The following is a 17,333-nucleotide window of genomic DNA, read 5'->3' on the forward strand; positions in this document are numbered from 1 at the left end:
TTACTCCTCCTCATCCATTGTTTCTAACAACTGTACAACATTATTTTTTTGTGTTTCTGATAGCGCGTCACTGGTCATTTCATGATAAAATCGACCCACAATGTCTAATGGCGATAACTTTTTAACATCTGTAAGCACGCTAGACTGATACGATGAGGGGTGTATTTGTTGCGTTAAAGAAAGTGTATTCGGATAAATTTGTTTGAGCTTTTGCATCGGATCTTTGACATGCGTTAATTGCTCAACATTAAAATGAAAATAACTATCATCACTTTTACGTTTAAATCGACCATTCATGATATCATCAAAAGTAGCTTCAACGACTTCTAACTCTCGCATTGGTTTTAATGGAATGAAAACTTGTCGCATCGCTTGCTCTGATTCAATTTGAAACAAACGGACCCCTTTAGCTTGTTGCGTTTCAGAAAAAGAGTATTGTAATAACGAACCACTATAAACGACATTTTGATAATGGCTCGCAAAAGGATGATGAATATGACCAAGCATGACCGCATCAAAATCCAATAAAAACTGTGGCGAAACGGCTTCGATAGTCCCTATTGTTATATCACGTTCTGAGTCACTTTTCGGCGCACCTGTCAATGTAAAATGGCCTACTAATATATTTGTCATCTCAGGATTTAGCTGTGGACGCACCATATCGACTAATTTCTTTACGGCCTCTTCGTAGTATTCCACAGAGACTTCTAAAAACTCACGCGCTTCTGATAAAGTAAAAAATGGAAGTGTATAAATGGCTACATTCCCCAAAACGACAGGCTCAAAAAACTGTTCGATTTCCGTTGTAATATAAAGCTGATTATGTCGAAACCAGGACGCACCATAGCGTAAACGTTCTTTGCCGTCGTGGTTTCCATTAATCATAATAATTGGAATTTGCATCTCTAAATTTATTTTCGCAATCGTTGCTTCCATCACTTTAATCACATATTTACTCGGATAAGCCGTATCATAAATATCACCCGCAATAATCAATGCATCCGGCTGTTCACGTTCAAGCACTTCAATTAATTGTTGTAGTACATATTGTTGATCTTCTAAAAACGAATGACCGTTTAAAACTTTGCCTAAATGCCAATCGGCTGTATGTATTAATTTCAATTCCATCACCTCAGAACAAATGTTCGATTTTATTTTATAGCAAGCTTATGATCATTTCAAGTGACACATACATTTTTTATCCTAATAAAAAGATCCATAACTTGACTGCACTTCGCCTATAGAAAAAGACCTCGCAGCACTATCACTGCTAAGGTCCATAAAAATGCACTATGCCACAATCTGATTTTTAATTTTTTTATATCGATAAAGCATTGCAAGGCGCCAAGGTACAAGCATACTAAACGCAAGCAAGAAGAACATGCCTGCTAACTCCCCAGGGTCTACAGAATTTCCTAAAAAGACTTTAAGTACTGTACGAATTAATAACAACGTCACAAGTACAAATGGGAATGCTTTTGATTTTTTTAAATAGATTTGGCTACCTTTAACTTCAAAATGCGATGTCATGATGAGTACACTTGAAAAAACAACCCCTAAGACGATGGACTCAATGATTTCAAATCCAGTTAACCTAAAATAAGGGACGACATACATCAGTGCACCAGTAGCCATGAAGAAAGGAGGCAAAATAATTTTCTTTGTATTTACTGGATATTTTTGCGCCTTCATTCTAATGACAATGACGCCTGCACCCATCACAAAAGCAATGAGTATGGATATAACTAAATATGTCAACGCTGCTCCTCCTAACGTAATCCAACGATACCAATAAGTATATCATATGACATGTGAATTGAGTAATACTGTTCACTTGTCATTTTGATTGAGAACGGAATGATATTTTTAAGACTGCTTGCGACACGCCATAACAAAAAACCGTTCAAATATCTTTCGATTTATTTCATAGCACACACAACTCATGGGAATAGGTATTTGTGTGAAATGATTATTAAATATTATTTTGTCGCAAATTCATTCCAAAAGAAAAAATAGCAAGGCTGAGCCATTTTTCTTTACAGGCTCAAATCCTTGCTATCATTAACTTTAAAGAACATTACATTTTTTTATCCATGTTTTTGTTCATCATTGTCATCATTTGATTAATTTTCTTTTGAGATGGTTTTTGTCCCATCTGCATCATCATCATGCGTAACATTTCTTCATTGATTGGTGGGTTTTTCTTTAAATAATCCATCATATATTTACGTGCTAAGAAAAAGCCCCCAACTAATCCACCGATAAGTGCAATAACAATTAATAAAATTGCTAACCATGTAGCCATAGTTTCACCCACTTTCTTTATCCTTTTGCATTTTACTAAAATTATGTATGCTTTTCAAGATATGGAAGAGAAATTTATTCCAAATCAAAAAAGAAAAGCCGAGCTCAAAATCGACTGATTGAGCTCGACTGTATATTTGACACTATTTTAGACGAAATTATAATTTTTCAATTTCTGCTAAAACATTTTCTTTAGTGAAGCCGTATTTTTCAACAACTAAGTCGCCAGGCGCACTTGCACCGTAACGGTCAATACCTACAACTACACCGTTCATACCAACATATTTATGCCAACCTAATGAAGCTGCCATTTCCACAGCTGCACGTTTTTCAACATGTGGTAATAAAATTTCATCTTGGTATTCTTTTGATTGATTTTCAAATGCATTCCAGTTTGGCATTGAAACAACACGTACGCCTTTACCTTGTTCTTCAAGCGCTTTAGCTACGTCTACAGTTAAGCTTACTTCAGAGCCAGATGCTAATAATACATATTCAGGAGATTTTTCAGTTTCATATACTACGTAAGCACCTTTTCTTACGCCTTCTTCAACTGTTGACTCTTCAACATCCAATACTGGCAAACCTTGACGAGTTAATACTAATGCAGTTGGTGTGCCATTTGATTCAACAGCAACTTTCCAAGCTACACGTGTTTCATTACCATCAGCTGGACGAATCACGTTTAAGTTAGGGATTGCTCTTAAACCAGCTAATTGTTCGATTGGTTCGTGAGTTGGACCGTCTTCACCTACAGCGATTGAATCATGTGTGAATACGAATGTTGAACGTAATCCCATGATTGCTGCTAAACGTAATGCTGGTTTTAAATAGTCACTGAATACGAAGAATGTCGCACCATATGGGTGTAAACCACCGTGTGCTGCCATACCGTTAACAGCTGCTGCCATTGCAAATTCACGTACACCGAACCAAACGTTTTTACCCACTCCGTTTTCAGCAGAGAAGTCTGTTTCTTCTTTAACGTTTGATTTATTTGATGAAGCTAAGTCAGCTGAACCACCAAACAATGTTGGTACTGCTTTGCTTAATGCTTGAATCACTTCACCTGAGTCTGCACGAGACGCACCTTTATGGCCAAGTTCAAATTTAGGAAGATCTTTTTCATAGCCTTCAGGTAATTTGCCTGCCATTGCATCTTGGAACTCTTTATATAATTCAGGGTATTTTTCAGCATATTTTTCAACTTTTTCTTTCCATGCTTTTTCATTTTCATCAGCACGTTTAATCATTGTTGATTTGAAAATGTCATAAACTTCTTCTTCAACATGGAAGTGTTTAGAAGGATCAAGTTGATAGTTTTCGAAAGTTAAGTTACGTTCTTCTTCACCAAGTGGTGCACCGTGTGAAGCATTGCTATTAGATTTATTAGGTGAACCGAAACCAATAATTGTTTTTACTTCAATGATTGTTGGCCCTTTTTGACCTTTAGCTTCTTCAATGGCTTTATCAATTGCTTCGATATCATTACCATCTTTAACAAGAATGTGATTCCAACCATAACCTTCGAAACGTTTTTTAATATCTTCAGAGAATGCTTTTGAAGCTTCACCATCTAAAGAAATATCGTTTGAATCATAAAGTGTAATCAATTTGTCCAATTTTAAGTGACCTGCAAGTGAAGCTGCTTCATGTGAGATTCCTTCCATTAAGTCACCATCAGATGCCAATACATAAGTGTAGTGATCGACAACATCGATATCTTTATTGAATTTAGCAGCTAAATGTTTTTCTGCCATTGCCATACCGACAGACATTGCAAAACCTTGTCCAAGTGGTCCAGTTGTGATTTCTACACCTTGAGTATGATGGTATTCAGGATGTCCAGGTGTTTTAGAACCCCATTGTCTAAATTGTTTTAACTCATCAAGCTCTAGTGAACCAGACACGTGTAATAAACTATAAAGTAATGCTGAACCGTGACCTGCTGATAAAATAAAGCGGTCTCTGTTGAAGTATTCATTTGAATTTGGGTTAAAGTTTAAGTGGCGTGTCCATAAAGTATACGCCATTGGTGCTGCACCCATTGGTAAACCAGGGTGACCTGAGTTTGCTTTCTCAATAGCGTCAATACTTAATCCACGTAGTGTGTTTATAGCTAAGCTATCATTTTGTTGAGTCATTTGAAAATCCTTCCTTTCTCATTCCATATCATAATTTCATTATAACCGAAACAGTGTCTTAAACCTAATAAATGGCACCGCGGTATCCATTATATTCAAAAATACTAACTACGCAATTGATTTTGCTTCTGAACTTCTTTAAGCTTCTCTGGTGTCACATCATTACCGTCCGGATCAATCACTTTTGTATTTTCGATTTGACTTTTAAAACTGCTTCTAAAAACTTCTAAATATTCACTTCTTAGTTTAGATTGCTCTTTTGCTTCCGTCTCAGTAAGCCCTTCGCTTTTTTTCTTATTTGCTAGTTCATTAATACGGTTTAACTTTTCTTTACTAAGCATATTTGCTCCCCTCCGTAGTTTTCTTTACAAAAATATAACAGAAAAATGTCATAAAACCAAATGCTTGAACTCGGCATAAAAGTAAGCGTTATCATAGTTTGAGCGTTTTTTAACCGCATGATTTTACATCACTTGCTACCATATTTTTCCCTATTAAAAAATACACTTTCACATCATTGAATGAAACATATATTTATAAAGAAGGAATAGAAAAAAGACCATAAAGAAGGTAGATAACATGATACCTTTTCTCTCTATGGTCTTTCCAATGCTATTTAATAACTTAGAGTCACTGCTACAACGGACTGTTCGTTAGTATGATTGCGTTTCTGTTCGTATGTTTGTTGTTGTTCTGTTTGCGTCTCTTTTAATTGATGATCCGTCATTTCGTACGTTTGTTCTGTTTTACTTGCCTCAGTTGCTAATAAGAAGAAAGATAGGAATAAGATTAATGATATGATAAACACTGATAAAAACAGGTAAATTTCAGAATTTTTAATGTGAAGCATCTTCGTCACTCCTCGAACGTTTGTTTGTATTAATAATTTAACAGAACGAATGTTCTATGTCAACACCAAAACGAACAAACGTTTGTTAATGTTCGTGTAGTATGATATAATATCAACAAATAGTACTGAGAAGGAGTGTGGAAAATGAGAGAATTAACTAAAAGACAAAGTGAAATATTCGAATTTATTAAACATGTCGTTCAATCAAAAGGGTATCCACCGAGTGTTCGTGAAATTGGTGAAGCTGTGGGATTAGCTTCAAGTTCAACTGTACATGGACATTTATCAAGATTAGAAGAAAAGGGTTATATTCGACGTGACCCGACAAAACCTCGCGCTATAGAAATTGTGAATGAATTGATGGGCGAACCTGTTAATATGGAAGAAACGATATATGTCCCTGTTATCGGTAAAGTTACTGCCGGGACACCTATCTCTGCAATTGAGAATGTTGAAGAATATTATCCGTTGCCCGAACACTTCACTTCAACGCACAATGGCCAAATTTTTATACTTAACGTTGTAGGAGACAGTATGATTGAAGCCGGTATTTTAGACGGAGATAAAGTCATTGTAAGAAGTCAATCAATCGCCGAAAATGGTGACATTATAGTTGCAATGACAGAGGAAGATGAAGCCACTGTTAAACGTTTCTACAAAGAGAAAAATCGTTATCGTTTACAACCAGAGAATAGTAGTTTAGAGCCTATCTACCTTGAGCAAGTCACAGTATTAGGTAAAGTCATTGGCTTGTTTAGAGAAATGTAATCGTGTGACGACCACTCCTTCAAAAAATGGACCTTACGTTAAATTGTAAGGTCCATTTCTCTCTACTTTTTATGCAGAATTTTTTTCACTTGTATTAAAATATCATCTGGCTTTTTCTTTTTGTTTATTATATTTTGTTTTGAATCATTCTGTTTTGCTTTCATTTGAATCACTTCCGTTAGTGATATTCCCAAAAATCATCATCCAAAAACATTATCCAATATAATTTTCAGTCCAATACGGCTGTCGTTGGTCGTTAAAATCTACACCAATACCGATTGTTTGTACATTTTTATTCAAAATGTTTTTACGATGGCCACTCGAATTCATTAAACCGTGATGTGCAAAAATCGCGCTCGTTTGACCATATGCGAGATTCTCAGCTGCTGTTCGATACTGATGACCATCTTTTTCCATACGATCAAATGGTGACTCACCTTTAAGGTTTGTATGATCGAAAAATTGATGCTCTGCCATATCCGTGCTATGTTTTCGTGCCGTTTGAGCTAATGCATTTGAATACTCAAGGGGTTTTAATCCTTTTTGAACTCTCTCTGCATTTAATAAATAATAATCTTCTTTCTCAAAGCTTTCTTTTAAATAATCAGAAGGCGCCGCATATTGACTGTTCAATCTATTTTCCATTTGATGACTGATTTGCATCATTCCTGTTAATTGATTGTTTTCGTGTTGATCATAAAATACAGTTGTGTAAATACCATCTTTATCAAAAATATCGTACTCATCATTATCATTTTCATAAATCGTACGCCCTTTTTGAATACCTTTGATTGGCTGACCTAATTCTTTACGCACAGTTTTTTGAGGTGTCCCGTATTTCACACCACTTTTAGATGTAATCATATTTTGATTTGTATATAAACCATGCACTTTATTATCAATATAGCTGACCATCACAAAATTATTAAAATTTTGATGATAGACTTCCCATTTTGTACCATATTCATTACCAATTTCTGACTCTGGTTGGCCTAGTTTTTGTTCTACTTCATTACGATTCATGTTCATCTGAATATTTCTAATTGCAAAATTTTGTGATTTCGGTGTTTTTAACGTTGTTTCGTTTGTTTTACCTTCTACAAGTTGATCGATTTGTTGTGTAATCGGTGCTGCAATTTTAGAAAGCGTTTCATTAGGCTGAATAGGTATGAGTAACAAAAATATAATACCGACAAGAATAAATGAGAGAAATTTTTTGATAACGAACAGCTCCTTTTAATCACGATCTCCGTTAAAGATAGAATTGCGTACTATGACATAATCCACTTTTCTCAATGCATCGACGTCTTTACCACCTGCGTATGAAATCGCACTTTGCAAATCTTCTTGCATTTCCACAAGTGTATCTTGAAGGGATCCTTTATGTTCTACAAACATTTTTTTACCTTCAACATTTTTACGTTCACCTTTTTGATATTCCGAAGCACTTCCAAAATATTCTTTGTATTTTTTACCTTCTATTTCAACTGTTTCACCTGGTGACTCTTCGTGAGCGGCAAATAGTGACCCAATCATGACCATTGATGCACCAAAACGCACTGATTTTGCAATGTCACCATGTGTACGAATACCACCGTCAGCAATGATAGGTTTGCGCGCAGCTTTACTACAATGATTGACTGCTGCTAATTGCCAACCTCCTGTACCAAATCCTGTTTTAATTTTCGTTATACAAACACGACCTGGACCAATACCTACTTTTGTTGCATCGGCGCCAGCATTTTCAAGCTCTCTCACGCCTTCTGGTGTACCAACATTTCCTGCAATAACGAATGCTTTAGGTAAATGTTGCTTAATATATTGAATCATTTCAATGACTTGATCTGAATGACCATGTGCAATATCAATTGTAATATATTCTGGTGTTAAATTTTCAGCTTTCAATGAATCAATAAATTCAAATTCACCTGGTTTGACACCTACAGAAATTGAAGCATATAGTCCTTTACTTTGCATTTTTTTAACGAATGGTAAACGTGCCGCTTCATCAAAACGATGCATAATATAGAAGTAATCATTTTGTGCAAACCATTCAGCTAAAGTTTCATTCATCACGGTTTGCATATTCGCTGGGACAACTGGCAACTTAAAGCGTCTCGGTCCAAACTGTACGGATGTATCAATTTCTGAGCGACTTTTCACAATGCTTTTATTTGGGATAAGTTGAATGTCTTCGTAATCAAAAATTTTCATAAAAAAAGCCCCTTTATCTATTTATTCCTTTGATAATATACTACCTTTAAGGAACAAAGTAAAATAAAGAGGAAATCTTTTTACCAACTCGATTTTTTAACGCCAGGGATTTGACCTTTGTGTGCATGTTCTCTAAATGCAATACGTGACATTTCAAATTTACGCATTACACCACGAGGTCGACCTGTCACTTTACATCTACGTGTTAAACGCGTTGGCGAAGAATCTCTTGGTAATTTTCTTAAAGCTTCGTAGTCACCTTTTGCTTTTAATTCTCTACGTAGTTCAGCATATTTTGCGACTAATGCTTCTCTTTTTTGCTCTTTCGCAATTTTTGACTTTTTAGCCATATATATGAACACTCCTCGTAAATCGTAATTATTACGTTTTACATATTAGCACACGCCTCTCCTACTTGGCAAGACTTTAATGAAGGAAAATAAAAAAGAGTTGGCAAATCGCCTAGCACGTGCTAAAATAATAAATCATAATAGTTTCAATTTGAAAAGGAGGGACTACTCATGCGCGTAAATGTAACATTAGCATGTACTGAATGTGGTGATCGTAATTACATCACAACTAAAAACAAACGAACTAATCCTGAGCGTATTGAAATGATGAAGTATTGCCCAAGATTAAACAAACACACTCTACACAGAGAAACAAAATAATCATAGTGAATGATTCACTTTAATTGATTGTCAAACACTTATTTTGTGCAACAATCAATGAACGAACGCGTCACCTTGCTTATAATTAAAATACGACGACATAAGTCAAATGATTTTGAACATTACCTTCAATCATTTGACTTTTTATTTACCTACAATCACCCAATTCACTTGTTTTTATACTACACCTTTTAGACGTATTTACCACCAAATTGCTTACACTTTATATTACGAACAGAAAACATCCCCTACTGTTTAAAAACTATCTTGGTCGTTTTAACATTCCTTTTAAACACCTATTAATATTTTATCGCTTTAAAGTCGCAAATTTTTATTGAAACTCTACTCCTTTACAAGTAAAATATATAGAAAGCTAATTGTTTAGGAGAAGATATGTATGGAAGAAAAAAAATTAAGTAGAGGCCTCCAATCAAGGCATATTACAATGATTGCCATAGGAGGCGCGATTGGTACAGGGCTCTTTGTAGCGACTGGTGGCGTTATTGCTCAAGCTGGGCCAGGCGGTGCGATTCTTGCCTATTTAGTAATCGGGGTGATGTTATACTTTTTAATGTCATCAATAGGAGAAATGGCAACTTTTTACCCTGTATCTGGAGCATTTAGTAGTTACGCGAATCGTTTTGTAGACCCTTCTTTAGGCTTTACAATGGGTTGGTTGTACTGGACAATTTGGTCTTTAGTGACAAGTGTTGATATTATCGTAGCATCAAGTGTGATTAACTATTGGGATGCATTCCATTTCTTCTCACCGCTTGTATGGAGTTTAATCTTTTTAGTGTTATTATTTTTAGTCAACATTTTTACAGTCAAAGCGTTTGGTGAAGCTGAATTCTGGCTTTCTTTAGTCAAAGTCGTGACGATTATTATTTTCATTGTATTAGGTATTTTAATGATTTTCGGTATTTTAGGGGGTCATTATTACGGTTTCAAACATTTTACTTCTGGTGAAGCGCCATTTGTAGGTGGCATTTCAGGATTTTTAAGTGTTCTATTAGTAGCCGGATTTTCAGTAGGTGGTACAGAAGTCGTGGCAGTGACAGCGGGTGAATCAGACAATCCTAGAACGTCTATGCCACGTGCAATCAAACAAGTTTTTTGGCGTATTTTACTATTTTATGTGTTGTCTATCGCAGTCATTTCTGCAATTTTAGCATACACAGATCCAACATTACTTAATCAAAGTGGATCAATCGCACAAAGTCCATTTACGATTGTATTCGACAGAGTAGGAATCGCTTTTGCAGCTTCTGTCATTAACGCGGTGATTTTAACGTCATTGCTTTCAGCTGCAAACTCAGGTGTGTTCACAACAAGTCGTATGTTATTCTCATTAAGCCAAGACGGACAAGCACCGAAATTCTTAGGTAAAATTAATTCACGTTCGCAATTGCCGTTACGTGCTTTGTACACGACATTTGTTTTTATTGCAGCAGTCACTATTTATGCAAACTTTAATCCACAAAGTGTCATGGGCTTACTCAATATTATCGGTGCACTCGTTACATTTGTATGGGGTTCAAGTATTGTTGCACAAATACGATTACGACGTGCCATTAAAAAACAAAATAAAGATATCAATCAATTGTTACCTTATCAAGCACCATTTTTCCCAGTAGGTCCAATTATCGTTATTGCTACTTTACTATTCTTAATTTTCGGTAGTTCAGCAGAAGCATTTATTCATTTTGATTTGGCGAAATTGGCACAAAACTTTTTACCTATTTTCATTTTATTAATCGTTTATATCGTACATAAAATGATCCATAAAACACGCATCATTCCACTTGAAGAAATTGATTTAAGTGAACATGAATCTTATCGTGAATAAATTTGATGTAAAGAGCCTTGTATTCAGGGCTCTTTATTTTTAGTTACTGATTTTTGCGATTTTTATAACAATAAAGTGAGATTTGATAATTTACATTTCATACAAAAAACCTTGCATATTCCATTTCCTACCTATTGTCATTTCATGTATAATTAAGTTAATAAATTGTAAAGGTGGGCACGTTATGGTAGGACAAACAAACCTTTTCGATGATGTTTTAAAGACGGAAGAACGCTTTGTAATTGTGGTACAAGTTTTAGAAGAAAAAAATGGAAAGTTGTTGAAACGAACGTTAAGAGAGTATAGCAGTTTAACACATGAACAAATGGAAAGCTTGTTTCAACATTTAAAAGAGTTGTATTTGGAGACCGATTTTGAAGCGTCTCAATCTGCTTTTGCAATTACAGTGTATACAAATTTGGATTACGCAGCAGACCAAGTTTATGCACATATTAAGCGTCATCGTGGAAAACATGAGTGGACGCATACCGCAAAATAGTTGTACATTTAAATTGAGCCATGCCATCATTGTTTAATACTGCAAATAGGTTCTAAATCAATACAAACAGGCTAGGAGCATTCGACTTCCTAACCTGTTTTTTCTATAAGGCGCTTATCTGCTTTCTGTATCAAAAAATCAAAAAGCAAGATAGAAACCGTCATGTTATAGTCCGTTCCCTCTTGCTTGAATCGTGTTGTTTATGACAAGATTTGATCTAACGCGTAAGGAATGCCCTCTTCGTCATTGCTTTTCGTCACCATATGCGCATAAGATTTCACTTCATCAGATGCATTATCCATCGCAACGGCTTTTCCTACAACTTTAAACATTTCGATGTCGTTCGCGCTATCACCGAATGCAACCATTTTGTTAACATCTAAATCTAAACGTTCAGCTAATTTTTTAATCGCTTCCCCTTTAGATACACCTTTACTCATAAACTCAAGGAAAAATGGCTTACTCGTTGTCATATCAACTTCATCATCAAATTTGTTGTTCATTGATTGAATCAATTCTGAAATGTGTTCTTCATAATCTACACCCATCACTTTTGGTACTGCATCTTGAATATAATCTTTAATATCGTCGACTTTTTTCATGGGCAGTCCTGTCAACTCAGATTCAATATTCATATACTCATGTTCGCCTTCATAAATAATCGTATCATCGTGATAAGTTAATACAAAAAGTTCATGTTGACGGCAAAAGTCTACAATTTTATCGAACTCTTCTTTTTCAATCACTTTTTTCGATACTACCTCATCACTTGAAAGTTCAAGTGTTTGTGCACCGTTATAACTCATAATGTAACTACCAAACGTATCCATTTTTAATGCTTTTGCAGTCGGTAACATCCCAGCAGTTGGACGACCTGAGGCAAGTGCGATTTTCACGCCGTTTTTTTGTAATTGTAATAAATAAGCTTTTGTTTTATCAGAGACACGGTTTTCGGAAGTCATTAACGTGTCATCCATGTCCATTACGACTAAATCTGGTTTCATCTCGAAAACTCCTTTCAATTTGATTTTATCTTACACTAAACCGAAGTAAATTCAAAATTATAGAAATTTCAATAAAAGGTGAATCATCAAGGCTTCTAACATATTTTTAAGTTATATACCTATCGAGAAACAAATAAAAAAGGTTGGGCTTATCAAATTTCCCAACCTCTTCATTATAACTTCAAAGTATGATTTAAAAATGGTGTGTCACTTTCGAAACAACACCTGATGTATTCACCGTGACGAGTTCTGAATGGCAGCGTTCGACATGTTGACGCAGTGCACGTACAAGCGGCCCACTGTTTTCTTTTTTAATCATCGTTAAAATCGTTGGACCTGCTCCAGAAATCACTGTAGCATATGCATCGTGTTCATGCGCAATCCTTTTAACCGCTTCAAAGTCTCGAATTAAATGCTGACGATACGGTTCATGTAGGCCATCTTGTTCCATCATTTGACCAGCAAGTTCATAATGATGTTGAATAAAGGCACTGATCATCGTATTGCTAATTGCACTGAATTTAACCGCTTCTTGGTGCGTGATGCTCTCAGGAAGAACTTTACGTGCTTCAACAGTTTCAAGCTCATACTCTGGAATTGAAATGATAAAGTCCACATCAGGCACTTCAATATGTGCAATACTTGTCACTTTCGTCTCAGCATGATGATAGCCAACAACTAAACCACCGTATATCGTAGGCGCAACATTATCTGGATGCCCTTCTATTTGCGTGGCCAATTGTAATAATTCATATTGTGATAACTCAATATCTCCAAAATAATTAGCGATAAATAAAGCGCCGACTAATGCTGAAGCGGATGAACCTAAACCACGTGCTAATGGAATATCACTATACATTTTAATTTCAAGTGCAGGTAAAGCGACTTCATATTGTGCAGCGACTTGTTGCGCAATTTTATAAATATAATGACTCTCATCTTCAGGTAGGCCAACAAGGTGTGGTCCATTGTGTATAAAACACCATTTTTCCCCTTCAATCGCGCGGGCATCAATACGTAAAAATTTGTTGAGCGCCATGCCAATGGAATCAAACCCACAACCTAAGTTCGCCGTAGAAGCCGGAATCTCTAAATGTAATTGTCTTTTTATCATTTTAACGCGTCCTTAATGTATTGAACGATACTTTCTTTATGATTTGGTAATGCTTGAATTGGATTTTCTAATAACCCGATTGCTGTATCTGGATCTTTCAAACCATTCCCCGTTAACACTGCGACCACTTTTTTACCTTGAGGCAATTTTCCTTGTCGGTGTAACTTAATCAGTCCAGCTATCGATGCGTTACTTGCAGGTTCGCTAAAAATCCCTTCTTTAGATGTCATTAATTGATAGGCTTCTAAAATTTCTTCATCTGTGACCGCTTCAATCAGACCCTCTGACGCTTCAATCGCTTGCACTGCTTGCTTCCAACTTGCCGGATTACCGATACGAATCGCTGTTGCAATCGTTTCAGGATTTTTGACGACTTGATTGTGTACGATAGGTGCTGCACCAGCTGCTTGGAATCCAAACATATGCGGTAAACCGGTTTGATATTTTTCCTCATATGTTTTAAAACCTTTCCAATAAGCTGTAATATTTCCTGCGTTACCGACTGGAATTGCCAAAATATCTGGCGCATGGTCTTCTAACTGTTCTACAATTTCAAAAGCACTCGTTTTTTGACCTTCAATACGATACGGATTCACTGAGTTGACTAATTCAATTTCACCATCTTCAGCAACTTCTTTAACGATTTCTAATGCTTCGTCAAAGTTTCCTTCAATCGAAACAATTTCAGCACCGTACATCACAGCTTGCGATAACTTTCCTAAAGCAATCTTACCTTCAGGAATCACGACAATGGCTTTTAAACCTGCACGAGCCGCATACGCAGCAGCAGAAGCAGATGTATTCCCAGTTGAGGCACAGATGACCATTTTTTTGCCTTGTTCTTTCGCTTTCGTTACCGCCATCACCATACCACGATCTTTAAATGAACCAGTTGGATTGGCACCTTCATATTTGACATAGAGCTCGATGCCTAACATTTCAGAAATCGTATCACAATAAATGAGTGGCGTATGTCCTTCATTTAATGTCACTTTTGGTGTGTTTTCATCTACTGGTAAAAATGCTTTATACTCTTCAACGAGACCTTTCCATAACTTCATACGTATCAAACTCCTTCAACTGGATAAATTTTTTCAACTCGATAATTCGCTTCTTGTTCAACATAAGACGTCGGATCATCATCAATACCTACAACAATCACCGCAAATGTTGTCGGTGTTAGTTCAACAATTTGAAGGGATTTATGGAAAGGTAGATGACTTTTAATAGTGGTTTCCACTTGTTTTTGTGAAACTTCTGGTGTATTCACAACAAAATAGTAACTTTCTTTTTCTTTTAATGTCACAGTCTCACCGTCATCCATCATCTCTTTCGTTTTTTCAGTTTTTAATTCAAAATGTGGTGGCAATGTATGCAAATTAGATTCGAATTGTAATGCAACATTCAATAAATCACTGACCACTGCTGAACCTGTAGCAAGACTTCCAGCACCTTTACCGTAAAACATCGTCTCACCCACTGCATCTCCAATGACATAAATAGCGTTGTATTCATTCTCTACAGCAGCAAGTTGATGTGAGTGCGCAATGAGTGTAGGACGTACCGAAGCATTAATTTTGCCTTGTGTGTATGATCCTTTACCAATCAGTTTAATTTTGTATCCTAACGCCTTTGCTGCATCAATATCTTGAGGTGTGACGCCGCTAATCCCTTCTGTTTTGACGTCATTTAAAGTGATGACTTGATTAAATGATAAATAAGACGTGATGACTACTTTACGTGCTGCATCGATACCTTCTACATCATCAGTCGGGTCTGCTTCAGCAAAACCAAGTGCTTGTGCTTCTTGTAATGCCGCTTCATAAGGCGCACCTTCTTCAGTCATCTTTGTCAAAATAAAGTTAGAAGTTCCGTTAAATATACCCATGAACTTACTAATATTATTTGCATTTAATCCGTTGTTTATGGCATTGACGATAGGAATTCCGCCAGCGACACTCGCTTCATATTTGAGAGCGACACCATTTGCTTCAGCTAAATCTTCTAAGACACGAAGGTGCACCGCTAATAAATCTTTATTGGCAGTAATCACATGCTTCTTTTGACTTAATGCTGCTTTTAACCAGTCAACAGTCGGTTCAATACCACCCATTACCTCAATGATAATATCGACTTCGTTATCATTTAAAATATCATTCACGTCTTCTGTTAAATGATAACGTGAAATATTCAGCGGCCGCTTTTTTGATTTATCTCGAACCAAAATATGCTTAATGTGAATATCTTTTTGAATCGTTTCTTTAATTTGCTGATGGTTCTCTTCAATAATCTTAACGACACCTGAACCGACAGTCCCTAAACCTAATAATGCAACATTAAGTTGTTTCATTAATCATCCCTCCGAATTAAATCTCATGAAATTAATCATGTTGTCCTATTGAAATATATGTAAATATGGTTTAGTATAAATTCATTCATAAAGTTTGTAAAGTTCTAAAAATTTAGAAAAGACAGTTCTATTTTACCATTAGTTCTGGCTAAATTGAATAGGTATCTCATATTACAGAAAGGTTGTCTAAGGTTATGAAAGTATCAAAATTTGGAGGCAGTTCAGTCGCGTCAGCTGAACAAATTAAAAAAGTATTAAACATTGTTAATAGTGATTCTGAAAGACGTATTATCATCGTATCTGCGCCTGGTAAGCGATTTAGCGATGATGTGAAGACAACCGATCTACTTATTAGGTTGTACGAAAAAGTAATTAATCAACTCGATTACACACATAAAAAACAAGAGATCCTCAATCGCTTCAAAGATATTATCGACGAATTACCGTTGCAAACAGACATCTTGAGTGAGATTGATCGTACACTCGAAGCGCATATTGCCACTTTAAAAGATTCACCTGAACGTTTACTCGATGCGTTAAAATCATCAGGTGAAAATTTCAATGCACAAATCATTGCTGCTTATAATAATGAACAAGGTGTTCCTACTATTTATTTATCACCACAAGAAGCAGGCATTATTGTGACTGATGATCCAGGTAACGCCCAAATTTTAGAATCCAGTTACGATAAAATAAAAGAAATTAAAAATACCGATAAGAAAATTATTATTCCAGGCTTTTTCGGTTACTCAGAAAGTGAGCACATTGTGACATTTCCACGTGGAGGCTCTGATATTACTGGTGCCATCGTCGCTAGAGGTGTAAAAGCAGATTTATATGAAAACTTTACGGATGTGTCGGGTATTTTCCGTGCCAACCCTACTGTCATTAAACATCCTGAAGTGATTCCTGAAATTACATATCGTGAAATGCGTGAGCTTTCGTACGCTGGTTTTGGCGTATTTCACGACGAAGCATTACAACCGCTTTATCGCTACCGCATTCCAGTCGTTATTAAAAATACAAATCGTCCGACTGATATGGGCACTTATATTGTCCATGACCGTCAAATCAATCATGACAAAGTTGTATCCGGTATTAGTTGCGACAAAGGATTCACAAGTATTAACATCAAAAAATATTTAATGAATAGACAAGTCGGTTTTACGGTTAAAATTTTAAGAATACTGGAAAAACATCAGATTTCATTTGATCATATGCCTTCTGGAATCGACAATATCAGTATTATCATGCGTTCAAGTCAACTGGCCGGCAAAGAGCAAAAAGTTTTAGAGGAAATTCGTCATTATTGTGAAATTGACGAACTTAATGTTGAACATGACTTGGCGATATTAATGATTGTTGGTGAAGGTATGAGTGCGACAGTCGGTACAGCGAATAAAATTACTGACGCCTTAGCACAATCTAATATTAACTTAAAAATGATAAACCAAGGCTCTTCCGAAATTTCAATGATGTTTGGAATTTCAACTAAAGATGCAGATGAGGCCGTTAAAGCCTGTTACGAACACTGTTATCATCGTTAAAAACAAAGAAGTACTTAGC

At 35.9% G+C, this 17,333-nt stretch carries 18 protein-coding genes; 5 read left to right on the forward strand and 13 right to left on the reverse strand.

The window, feature by feature from the left end:
* From sbcD to sosA, 6 genes are all read right to left on the reverse strand, one after another.
* Entirely contained in the window at positions 1 to 1,122 is a 1,122-nt protein-coding gene (gene sbcD, locus CCE82_RS02475; protein ID WP_206184360.1) for an exonuclease subunit SbcD, read from the reverse strand.
* Between the two features lie 168 nt (positions 1,123 to 1,290).
* Complete coding sequence (locus tag CCE82_RS02480) at positions 1,291 to 1,758, reverse strand: CcdC family protein (RefSeq protein WP_086427850.1); 468 nt, start codon at positions 1,756 to 1,758, stop codon at positions 1,291 to 1,293.
* 319 nt (positions 1,759 to 2,077) lie between these two features.
* Positions 2,078 to 2,305 (reverse strand): YneF family protein, encoded by a 228-nt coding sequence (locus tag CCE82_RS02485; RefSeq protein WP_014613986.1) that lies wholly within the window; start codon positions 2,303 to 2,305, stop codon positions 2,078 to 2,080.
* A gap of 157 nt (positions 2,306 to 2,462) precedes the next feature.
* Complete coding sequence (gene tkt / locus CCE82_RS02490; protein ID WP_086427851.1) at positions 2,463 to 4,448, reverse strand: transketolase; 1,986 nt, start codon at positions 4,446 to 4,448, stop codon at positions 2,463 to 2,465.
* 104 nt (positions 4,449 to 4,552) lie between these two features.
* Complete coding sequence (locus CCE82_RS02495) at positions 4,553 to 4,789, reverse strand: DUF896 domain-containing protein (RefSeq protein ID WP_086427852.1); 237 nt, start codon at positions 4,787 to 4,789, stop codon at positions 4,553 to 4,555.
* 275 nt (positions 4,790 to 5,064) lie between these two features.
* Positions 5,065 to 5,298, reverse strand: a complete 234-nt coding sequence (gene sosA, locus CCE82_RS02500; RefSeq protein ID WP_086427853.1) for a DNA damage-induced cell division inhibitor SosA — start codon at positions 5,296 to 5,298, stop codon at positions 5,065 to 5,067.
* Between the two features lie 144 nt (positions 5,299 to 5,442).
* On the opposite strand from sosA, the gene lexA reads away from it, so the two are divergent.
* Positions 5,443 to 6,066 (forward strand): transcriptional repressor LexA, encoded by a 624-nt coding sequence (lexA, locus tag CCE82_RS02505; RefSeq protein WP_019165388.1) that lies wholly within the window; start codon positions 5,443 to 5,445, stop codon positions 6,064 to 6,066.
* A gap of 213 nt (positions 6,067 to 6,279) precedes the next feature.
* On the opposite strand, the gene CCE82_RS02510 is transcribed toward lexA, so the two are convergent.
* The 3 genes from CCE82_RS02510 to rpsN form a co-directional block, all read right to left on the reverse strand.
* Entirely contained in the window at positions 6,280 to 7,296 is a 1,017-nt protein-coding gene (locus tag CCE82_RS02510) for a CAP-associated domain-containing protein (RefSeq protein WP_206184367.1), read from the reverse strand.
* 6 nt (positions 7,297 to 7,302) lie between these two features.
* A complete protein-coding gene (gene guaC / locus CCE82_RS02515) occupies positions 7,303 to 8,280 on the reverse strand; it encodes a GMP reductase (RefSeq protein WP_086427854.1) in 978 nt (325 codons plus the stop codon).
* A gap of 80 nt (positions 8,281 to 8,360) precedes the next feature.
* Positions 8,361 to 8,630: a 30S ribosomal protein S14 gene (gene rpsN, locus CCE82_RS02520; protein WP_086427855.1), complete on the reverse strand. Its 270-nt coding sequence runs from the start codon at positions 8,628 to 8,630 to the stop codon at positions 8,361 to 8,363.
* Between the two features lie 171 nt (positions 8,631 to 8,801).
* Here rpsN and rpmG point away from each other — a divergent pair, with 171 nt between their 5' ends.
* From rpmG to CCE82_RS02535, 3 genes are all read left to right on the forward strand, one after another.
* The gene (gene rpmG / locus CCE82_RS02525) at positions 8,802 to 8,951 is read left to right on the forward strand and encodes a 50S ribosomal protein L33 (protein ID WP_014613994.1); all 150 of its coding nucleotides are present in this window, start codon (positions 8,802 to 8,804) and stop codon (positions 8,949 to 8,951) included.
* A 397-nt stretch (positions 8,952 to 9,348) separates the two neighbouring features.
* Entirely contained in the window at positions 9,349 to 10,800 is a 1,452-nt protein-coding gene (locus CCE82_RS02530) for an amino acid permease (protein ID WP_086427856.1), read from the forward strand.
* 184 nt (positions 10,801 to 10,984) lie between these two features.
* Positions 10,985 to 11,299 (forward strand): hypothetical protein, encoded by a 315-nt coding sequence (locus CCE82_RS02535; protein ID WP_086427857.1) that lies wholly within the window; start codon positions 10,985 to 10,987, stop codon positions 11,297 to 11,299.
* A gap of 200 nt (positions 11,300 to 11,499) precedes the next feature.
* Here the strand turns inward: CCE82_RS02535 and CCE82_RS02540 are convergent, their stop codons facing one another.
* From CCE82_RS02540 to CCE82_RS02555, 4 genes are all read right to left on the reverse strand, one after another.
* A complete protein-coding gene (locus tag CCE82_RS02540) occupies positions 11,500 to 12,303 on the reverse strand; it encodes a Cof-type HAD-IIB family hydrolase (RefSeq protein WP_086427858.1) in 804 nt (267 codons plus the stop codon).
* Between the two features lie 193 nt (positions 12,304 to 12,496).
* Positions 12,497 to 13,414, reverse strand: a complete 918-nt coding sequence (gene thrB, locus CCE82_RS02545; protein WP_206184368.1) for a homoserine kinase — start codon at positions 13,412 to 13,414, stop codon at positions 12,497 to 12,499.
* The gene (gene thrC, locus CCE82_RS02550) at positions 13,414 to 14,478 is read right to left on the reverse strand and encodes a threonine synthase (protein WP_086427860.1); all 1,065 of its coding nucleotides are present in this window, start codon (positions 14,476 to 14,478) and stop codon (positions 13,414 to 13,416) included. Before thrC ends, thrB begins: the two co-directional genes overlap by 1 nt.
* A gap of 5 nt (positions 14,479 to 14,483) precedes the next feature.
* Positions 14,484 to 15,767 carry a homoserine dehydrogenase gene (locus CCE82_RS02555; protein ID WP_086427861.1) on the reverse strand — a complete coding sequence of 428 codons (1,284 nt, stop codon included), beginning with the start codon at positions 15,765 to 15,767 and terminating at the stop codon, positions 14,484 to 14,486.
* Between the two features lie 194 nt (positions 15,768 to 15,961).
* Here CCE82_RS02555 and CCE82_RS02560 point away from each other — a divergent pair, with 194 nt between their 5' ends.
* Positions 15,962 to 17,314: an aspartate kinase gene (locus tag CCE82_RS02560; RefSeq protein ID WP_086427862.1), complete on the forward strand. Its 1,353-nt coding sequence runs from the start codon at positions 15,962 to 15,964 to the stop codon at positions 17,312 to 17,314.
* The last annotated feature ends 19 nt before the right edge of the window (positions 17,315 to 17,333 follow it).

This window comes from Staphylococcus cornubiensis (genome assembly GCF_900183575.1).
In the GTDB taxonomy this organism is placed as follows: Bacteria; Bacillota; Bacilli; order Staphylococcales; family Staphylococcaceae; genus Staphylococcus; species Staphylococcus cornubiensis.